Raw genomic sequence first — 8,278 nt, forward strand, 5'->3', positions numbered from 1 at the left:
CGCGATGCGGGGGTGCCCCGGGCCCGGGCCACCCCCTCTTCGCGTTCCTCAGCCGACCGCCCGCAGGCACAGGACGTAGTCGAGGGACGGAAGAAGGGGGTGCTTGACCCAGTACGTGCTGGTCGTCTTCGGCTGCTTGCTGCAGGACTCCTTGTCGGACGTGCCGGTGTACTTGTAGATCACCTTGTACTGGGCCTTGGCGTCCGTGCAGGGCAGCACAGTCATCTTCGGGTCGGTGTCGCTTCCGTCGTTGTGCAGGCAGTCTCCGGCCTTGGCGGCGTCGGCCGGGTCGGCGGCCGGCGGGGTGTAGGACGGCAGGGTGTACGTCGGGGTGGGCAGCGGCGGCGGGGTGTAGGGCGGCAGGGTGAAGGTGGGGCTGGGCAGCGGTGGCGGGATGGTGTACCGGCTCGGGCTCGGCGAGGGGTCGACGACCGTGTGCGAGTCGTCGGGCTTCTGGCCGATCACCCCGCTGAGGGCCAGGGTCAGGGCGACCGCCAGCGAGACCGGCACCAGCAGCATCGCCATGTGCGGCCGGCGGGTCAGCGCGACGCCCGGGTTCAGCTGCGGGCCGTGGCTGCCCGGGACGGGTGGCGGCAGCTGCTTGAACTTGTTGTGCGGGCCGAGGTTCAGCAGCAGCGTGATCGGGGTCAGCAGCCAGGACACCGGGCTCCACCAGCCCTGGACCAGCGTTCGGGCCGACATGTCGCGCACCGTCGCGGTGCCGCAGGTGCGGCAGAACGGGCCGGTCATCCGCAGCATCCGGTAGGCGATGGCCAGGCCCTGGTGGCCGCGGACGGTGGCGTTCACCGCCGGGTAGCCGCCGCAGAACCGGCAGGTGGTCCCGTCCACCGGGGGCGGCGGCGGATACCCGTAGCCGTAACCGCCCGGTGGGGGCTGGACGCCGTACGGCTGCTCGGGCGGCGGCGGAGCGCTCGGGTAGCCGTACCCGGGCGGGGCCGGCGGCGGGGGCGGGGCGCCGTAGGAGCCGCCGGAGGCGTACGGGTTGCCGGCGCCCGGCGGTGGGCCGTACGGCATCTGGGGCGGAGGCGGAGGCGGAGCGGACAAGGAGGTCCCCCGGGAAAGGAGAGGCGGAAGAGTTCAGGACTTCTTCACCGGCGGGACACCGGTGGTGGCGGGTGCCAGCGGGCCGAGGCAGAGCACGTACCGCTTCTTGTTCCAGCGGCGGCCGCTCTGGCCCGAGACCACGCTCGTGGCTTGCGGGGTCTGCTTGCAGCGGGTCACGTCCGTGGTGCCCTCGAACTTCGACAGCACGCGGTAATTCGCTTTGGAATCAGTGCACTTGACGATCTCGACGTCGCGGGAGCCGCTCGTCCGCACACAGTCGCCGGGCTTGGCGCTGCTGACGCTCGGCCCGGCCACGAAGTAGCCAACCGCCAGCGCCACGCAGCCGCCGACCACCCCGACGATCCGCAGCTTGGACCGGATGCCGCGCTTGGCGGCCGGCGCGGCCGGCGTCGCCGGGGCGGGCTGCGGCTGTCCGTACGGCCCGGGGGGCGGCTGCTGCCCGTAGGGCTGTTGGCCGTAGGGCTGCTGTCCGTACGCCGGAGGCGGTCCGTAGCCGGGCGGGGCCGGTGGCGCGGGCTGCCCGTAGGCCGGCGGCGGTCCGTACGGCGCGGCCGGCGGGGGAGCGGGTGCCCCGTACGGCGGGGGAGCGGGTGCCCCGTACGACGGGGGAACGGGTGCCCCGTACGGCGGTGCGCCGGGCGGGCCGACCGGGGCCGGCGAGGGCGGTCCGTACGGATTGGGCGGTGTGCTCATCAGGTCGTCCCCCGAGACAGAGTTCTGTCGTTCCGACAGGTTTGAGTACCTTAGCGAGTCGGTCGGACGCCATCGGCCCGGTACCCCCATGGGGCCCAGGAGGCCAGGTCACCGGGAGAGCGGGTTCCGGTGGGCGGCGCGCAGGTAGAGGACCGCCGTCAGGGCGTACACCCCGGCGAGCCCGAGCACCACCGCGACCGAGCGGCCGGACAGCGGCAGCACCAGCGCGGTGACCAGGGCGGCGGCCACGAAGGCGACGTTGAACAGGACGTCGTAGATGGCGAAGACCCGGCCGCGGTACTCGTCCTCGACCGACTCCTGCACCACCGTGTCGGCGCAGATCTTGGTGCCCTGGGTGACCACCCCGAGCAGCAGGGCGGCGAGCAGGCAGGGCGCCAGCGTGAAGCTCAGCCCCAGGGCGGGGACGAAGACCACCGGGGCGACCAGGCAGACCGTCATCCACCCGGCCAGGCCCAGCCGGCGGGTGCACCCGGGGCTGACCAGTGCGGCGACGAAGAACCCGGCGGCGGACAGACCGACCGCCTGGCCGAGGGTGACCAGCCCGGCCGCGCTGTCGGTCGGGTCGTTGAAGGTGTACCGGGCGAGCATCACCACGACCACGATCAGCACGCCGTAGCAGAACCGGGCCGCGGTGACGGCGGCCAGCGCGTGCACGGCGGGCCGGCAGTCCCGGACCAGGTGGCGCACCGCGGCACCGAGTTCGACGGCGGCCCGGACCAGCGCCTGGCCGATCCCGGGCCGGTCCTCGTGCTGCTCCGGGCCGAGCAGGTCGCGGTCCATCCGCCGGGCGGCCAGCGCGGCCGACAGGTAGAGCAGTGCGGCCACCGCGACCAGGGCGGCGTCGGCCTTCGGCCCGGGGGCCATCAGCTGGTGCAGCAGGAAGCCGATGCCCCCGCCCGAGGCGGCGGCGACCGTTCCGAGGGTGGGGGAGAGGGCGTTGGCGGTGACGAGCTGGTCCTGCTCCACCACCCGGGGCAGGGCCGCGGACAGGCCGGCCAGGATGAAACGGTTGAGCGCGGTGACCAGCAGGGCCGAGGCGAAGAACAGCCAGGTCGGCGCCTCCGCCAGCAGCAGCGCGCCGGTGCCCAGGCCCAGCCCGAAGCGGGCCAGGTTGCCGAAGTAGAGCACCTGGCGGCGGCGCCAGCGGTCCAGCAGCACACCGGCGAACGGGCCGATCACCGAGAACGGCAGCAGCATCACGGCCAGCACCGAGGCGATGTCGGCGGGGGAGGACTGCTTCTCGGGGGAGAAGACCACGTACGCGGCGAGCGAGACCTGGAAGACGCCGTCCGAGAGCTGGGAGAGCACCCGGGCGGTCAGCAGCCGCCGGAAGTCGCGGCCCTTCAACAGGTCCAGGAGCGTGGCGCGGTGCGCGGACTGGTGGGTGCTGCCGTTCTCGGTGATCGCCACCCGCCCAGAGTGCCATGGAACCGGCCGTCGTTTCACGTGAAACATTGGCCGCGAAAACGTGAAGGGCCCACGATCCGGAGACCGTGGGCCCTTCCGACGAGCTACGGGCGGTCAGCCGTTCAGCGCTCGACCTCGCCGCGGATGAACTTCTCGACGTTCTCCCTGGCCTCGTCGTCGAAGTACTGGACCGGCGGGGACTTCATGAAGTACGAGGAGGCCGACAGGATCGGGCCGCCGATGCCGCGGTCCTTGGCGATCTTCGCGGCGCGCACGGCGTCGATGATGACACCGGCGGAGTTCGGGGAGTCCCAGACCTCGAGCTTGTACTCCAGGTTCAGCGGGACGTCACCGAACGCGCGACCCTCCAGGCGGACGTAGGCCCACTTGCGGTCGTCCAGCCAGGCCACGTAGTCCGAGGGGCCGATGTGGACGTTCTTGGCGCCCAGCTCGCGGTCACGGATCTGCGAGGTGACGGCCTGGGTCTTGGAGATCTTCTTGGACTCCAGGCGCTCGCGCTCGAGCATGTTCTTGAAGTCCATGTTGCCGCCGACGTTCAGCTGCATGGTGCGCTCGAGGATGACACCGCGGTCCTCGAACAGCTTGGCCATCACGCGGTGCGTGATGGTCGCGCCGACCTGGGACTTGATGTCGTCACCGACGATCGGCACGCCGGCCTCGGTGAACTTGTCGGCCCACTCCTTGGTGCCCGCGATGAACACCGGCAGGGCGTTCACGAAGGCGACCTTGGCGTCGATGGCGCACTGGGCGTAGAACTTGGCCGCGTCCTCGGAACCGACGGGCAGGTAGCAGACCAGGACGTCGACCTGCTGGTCCTTGAGGACCTGGACGACGTCGACCGGCGCCTCGTCCGACTCCTCGATGGTCTCCAGGTAGTACTTGCCCAGGCCGTCGAGGGTGTGGCCGCGCTGGACGGTCACGCCGGTCGGCGGCACGTCGCAGATCTTGATGGTGTTGTTCTCGCTGTTGCCGATGGCGTCGGCCAGGTCGAAGCCGACCTTCTTGGCGTCGACGTCGAAGGCGGCGACGAACTCCACGTCACGGACGTGGTAGTCACCGAACTGGACGTGCATCAGCCCGGGGACCTTGCCGGCCGGGTCGGCGTCCTTGTAGTACTCGACACCCTGCACCAGCGACGCGGCGCAGTTGCCCACGCCCACGATGGCTACGCGAACCGAACCCATTCCGGTTGCTCCCTGTGATCTCATGAGGACCGCCGGGGTCGGCGGAACTCGTCCTGCTTCTTCGATGACTGCATGTAAGGGCGCGAGGCGCCCAATCCTGCCGCGCGGCACAGGGCTGGCGCGGTGTCAGCGCTCCTGGGCGGAGCGCCCCGGGCGGTCGTACGGTGGCCCGGACGGGTCCGGGGACCCGGTCTCCTGGCCACGGCCGTCCGAAGTCTTGCGGGGATCGGCGGCGGTGCCGCCGGTGTCGGGGCCGGTCCGGCCGGTGCGGTTGGACCGCTCGGTCTCGATCAGCTCGTTGAGCCAGCGGACCTCGCGCTCCACCGACTCCAGTCCGTGCCGCTGGAGTTCGACGGTGTAGTCGTCGAACCGCTCGCGGGCGCGGGCCAGCGAGTTGCGCATCCGCTCCAGCCGCTCCTCCAGCCGGCTGCGGCGTCCTTCCAGGACGCGCATCCGCACGGCGCGGTCGGTCTGGCCGAAGAACGCGAAGTGCACGCCGAAGTGCTCGTCCTCCCAGGCGTCCGGGCCGGAGTCGGCGAGCAACTCCTCGAAGCGCTGCTTCCCCTCGGCGGAGAGCCGGTAGACGATCTTGGACCGCTTGCCGTTGAGCGCGGTGGCCGGGACGTACTCGACGTCCGGGTTGTCCTCGACCAGGAAGCCCTGGGCGACCAGGCTCTTCAGGCAGGGGTAGAGCGTCCCGTAGGAGAGCGCCCGGAACGTTCCGAGCAGGATGTTCAGCCGCTTGCGCAGCTCGTAGCCGTGCATCGGGGCGTCATGGAGCAGTCCGAGGACGGCGAACTCCAGCACTCCTGAGCGTCTGCCCACTGCCGTCGTCCTCCTCCCTCTCGGCGTCCGTCCGGCCGCTGCATCCGGCGGTATTCCGCTTCGATGTATCGGCTCGATATATCGAGAACAGTAAACCCGGCCCCCGGAACCGGCAAGGGGGGCACGCGTGAATGTGATCACAAGCCGACGCGCGGGCGGGATTGGCAACGGGCGTGTAATGATCTGTCGCCGTTTTGCGGGCATTGGCAACTGATGTCCGATTAGTTGTGTTTCCGTGCTGCGTACGCTGTCGCGTGTGCACGAGGACCACCTCCGTGATCAGGGCGGTTTGCGGGCATCGGACGTGAACCCTGCCTTCAGGCTGGAAACGCCTGGCGAGGAGTGGCTGGAAGATGAGCGAGCGACGGCGAAGGACGCCCGACCCGGGCGGTGACGGGCAGCAGCCCCCGGGCGGCGGCGGCCGTCGGGGAGGTGGGCCGGGGCCCGACGAGCTGCGCTCGGACGGCGTCGGCCGACGACGCCCCTCGGGTGTCAGGGAGACCGCGCAGCAGCCCCGGATGACCCGTGCGGAGATGCGCAAGGCTGCCCAGAAGAAGGGCAAGGGAGGCGGCCGGCGCGATGCCGTCGCGGCCTCCGCCGCCGCGGCCGCCGGCCCCGGCAAGAAGCGCTTCATCGACTACCCGCGGTTCGGCAAGACCGGCGTCCGGCGCTGGCTGCCGTCCTGGAAGCAGTGGCTGAGCGGCTTCCTGCTGGTCTTCGGCTGCTTCGTGGGCCTGGTGTTCTACCTGTACCAGACCACCGAGGTCCCCGAGCTGAACAAGCTGGTGAACAACCAGAACACGATCTACTACTGGGCCGACAACACGGAGATGACCCGCAAGGGCCAGACCAACCGTCAGATCGTCGAGCTCAAGGACATCAGCCCCAACCTCCAGAACGCCGTCATCGCCGCGGAGAACAAGAGCTTCAAGACCGACAGCGGCATCGACCCCAAGGGCATGCTCCGCGCCGTCTGGAACATGGCGAAGGGAGGTGAGACCCAGGGCGCCTCGACGATCACCCAGCAGTACGTGAAGAACGCCTACCTGAGCCAGGAACAGACCCTCAGCCGCAAGGTGCGGGAGTTCTTCATCACGCTGAAGATCAACCAGGACAAGGACAAGAACGAGATCCTCACCGGCTACCTGAACACCAGCTGGTTCGGCCGCGGTGCGAACGGTGCCCAGGCGGCCGCCGAGGCGTACTACGGGGTGAACGCCAAGGACCTCAACGTCTGCCAGAGCGCCATGCTGGCCGGTCTGCTCAAGGGTGCGACGTACTACGACCCCACCAACCCGGCCAACAAGGAACGGGCCCAGGGCCGGTGGAACTGGATCCTGGACCAGATGGTGGACACCAAGGCCATCACCCCGGACGAGCGCGCCAAGTGCACCGCCTTCCCGGACCCGATCCCGCAGAAGCCCAGCTCCAACATGAACGGTGAGATCAGCTACCTGGTCGACACCGCCAACAAGTACGTGATGGCCACCGACAAGACGATCACCCCGCAGATGATCGACCGCGGCGGCCTGAAGATCTACACCACCTTCGAGAAGGACAAGGTCGACGCGCTGAAGAGCGCCGTCGACGCCGTCAAGGCGGAGAACCTCAACCCGCAGAAGCGGCCGGACAACGACACCAACATCCAGTTCGGTTCCGCCAGCATCCGCCCCGGCGACGGCGCGATCGTCGCCCTCTACGGCGGCGACGGCGTGGAGAACGGCCACTTCGACAACAACGCCGACGCCACCGGCGTCCAGGTCGGCTCGACCTTCAAGCCCTTCGTGCTGGCCACCGCGATGCAGACCGGCGTGCAGACCGCGAAGGACGACAAGGGCAAGCCGAAGCGGATAAACGCCGACAGCCGCTACCTCGCCGACGACATGTCCGAGATCCGCAAGCCGGACGGCTCGCTGGTGATCGGCGACGACGGCAAGCCGTACCGGCAGAAGAACGAGGACTCCGGCAAGCGCGGCTACGTCTCGCTGCGGATGGCCATGCAGTACTCGTACAACGTGCCCTTCGTGCAGCTCAACCAGGACGTCGGCGGCCAGAACGTGGCCGACATCGCGGTGCAGATGGGCGTCAAGAAGGACAGCCTCGCCGACCCGAAGACGGCGACCTTCCCGCTCGGCACCTCCACCATCAGCCCGATCCGGATGGCCACCGCCTACGGCACCCTGGCGGCCAGCGGCAAGGAGGCCGAGCCGTACTCGGTCACCAAGGTCGAGGTGAGCGGCGTGGAGCGCCCGGGCTTCGGCAAGAAGGAGCCCAAGGTCGCGCTGGAGCCGGCCGTCGCCGACAACGTCACCGACGTGCTGGTGAACGTGGCGGTGAACGGTACCGGTAAGAAGACCAAGGACCTGGGCCGCCCGGTGGCCGGCAAGACCGGTACCACCGACCAGAACAAGTCGGCCTGGTGGGTGGGCTACACCCCGCAGCTGGTGACCAGCGTGGCGATGTGGCGCGAGGACCCGGCCAAGCACGAGCGGCAGTCGCTCAACGGCACCGGCGGCAAGGAGTCCATCCACGGTGGTGACATCCCGACCGATGTCTTCACCCGGTACATGAAGGCCGCGCTGGCCAACGAGAAGAAGATGGACTTCCCGACCCCGCAGCCGGTCGGCACCGAGGTGGACTCCTCCGGCGCGCCGTCCACGGCCACCGCGACGACGGCCCCGAGCACGACCGACAGCCCGTCGGCCCAGACGCCCCAGTCGCAGGCGCCGCAGCCGCCGGTGCAGCCGCAGCCCACCCAGACCTGCGTGCCCGGTGTCGACTGCCCCGGCGACCAGCCGAGCCCGTCGAACAGCAGGAACCCGCACCCGGGCAACACCTGTCTGCCGGTGATCGGCTGCCCGACGCAGCCCTCGCCGACGGACAGTACGCCGCCGGGCAACGGTGGCGGCGGGGGCGGCAAGCCGGGCGGCGGTGGCGGCGGCGGCAAGCCGACGCCGAGCAACACCGGCGGCCAACAGGGCATGCCTCCCGGGCAGTAGCCCGGCGGAACCCGGAACGGCGGTGGCGGTCCTCCTCGGAGG

At 70.1% G+C, this 8,278-nt stretch carries 6 protein-coding genes; 1 reads left to right on the plus strand and 5 read right to left on the minus strand.

Features of this window, described 5'->3' with window-relative positions:
• Window positions 1–48 precede the first annotated feature (48 nt).
• The 5 genes from ACFU7Y_RS34435 to ACFU7Y_RS34455 all read right to left on the minus strand — a co-directional run bounded on the left by ACFU7Y_RS34435 (window position 49) and on the right by ACFU7Y_RS34455 (window position 5,237).
• The gene (locus ACFU7Y_RS34435) at window positions 49–1,035 is read right to left on the minus strand and encodes a hypothetical protein (RefSeq protein ID WP_224277718.1); all 987 of its coding nucleotides are present in this window, start codon (window positions 1,033–1,035) and stop codon (window positions 49–51) included.
• A 63-nt stretch (window positions 1,036–1,098) separates the two neighbouring features.
• Entirely contained in the window at window positions 1,099–1,779 is a 681-nt protein-coding gene (locus ACFU7Y_RS34440) for a hypothetical protein (RefSeq protein ID WP_224277720.1), read from the minus strand.
• A 108-nt stretch (window positions 1,780–1,887) separates the two neighbouring features.
• Complete coding sequence (locus tag ACFU7Y_RS34445) at window positions 1,888–3,210, minus strand: MFS transporter (protein ID WP_224277681.1); 1,323 nt, start codon at window positions 3,208–3,210, stop codon at window positions 1,888–1,890.
• Window positions 3,211–3,329: 119 nt separating this feature from the next.
• Window positions 3,330–4,412, minus strand: coding sequence for an inositol-3-phosphate synthase (locus tag ACFU7Y_RS34450; RefSeq protein WP_224277682.1), 1,083 nt, complete (start codon window positions 4,410–4,412; stop codon window positions 3,330–3,332).
• 126 nt (window positions 4,413–4,538) lie between these two features.
• A complete protein-coding gene (locus tag ACFU7Y_RS34455) occupies window positions 4,539–5,237 on the minus strand; it encodes a PadR family transcriptional regulator (protein WP_224277684.1) in 699 nt (232 codons plus the stop codon).
• A gap of 353 nt (window positions 5,238–5,590) precedes the next feature.
• Between ACFU7Y_RS34455 and ACFU7Y_RS34460 the strand changes: the two genes are divergently transcribed.
• A complete protein-coding gene (locus ACFU7Y_RS34460; protein ID WP_224277686.1) occupies window positions 5,591–8,236 on the plus strand; it encodes a transglycosylase domain-containing protein in 2,646 nt (881 codons plus the stop codon).
• Window positions 8,237–8,278: the final 42 nt, after the last annotated feature.

Source organism: Kitasatospora sp. NPDC057542 (assembly GCF_042801945.1).
In the GTDB taxonomy this organism is placed as follows: Bacteria; Actinomycetota; Actinomycetes; order Streptomycetales; family Streptomycetaceae; genus Kitasatospora.

Excerpts from the sequence above, each read along its gene's own strand:
- ACFU7Y_RS34435 (WP_224277718.1), bottom strand. The coding sequence starts at position 1,035 with ATGCCGTACGGCCCACCGCCGGGCGCCGGCAACCCGTACGCCTCCGGC.
- ACFU7Y_RS34440 (WP_224277720.1), bottom strand. The coding sequence starts at position 1,779 with ATGAGCACACCGCCCAATCCGTACGGACCGCCCTCGCCGGCCCCGGTC.
- ACFU7Y_RS34450 (WP_224277682.1), bottom strand. The coding sequence starts at position 4,412 with ATGGGTTCGGTTCGCGTAGCCATCGTGGGCGTGGGCAACTGCGCCGCG.
- ACFU7Y_RS34460 (WP_224277686.1), top strand. The coding sequence starts at position 5,591 with ATGAGCGAGCGACGGCGAAGGACGCCCGACCCGGGCGGTGACGGGCAG.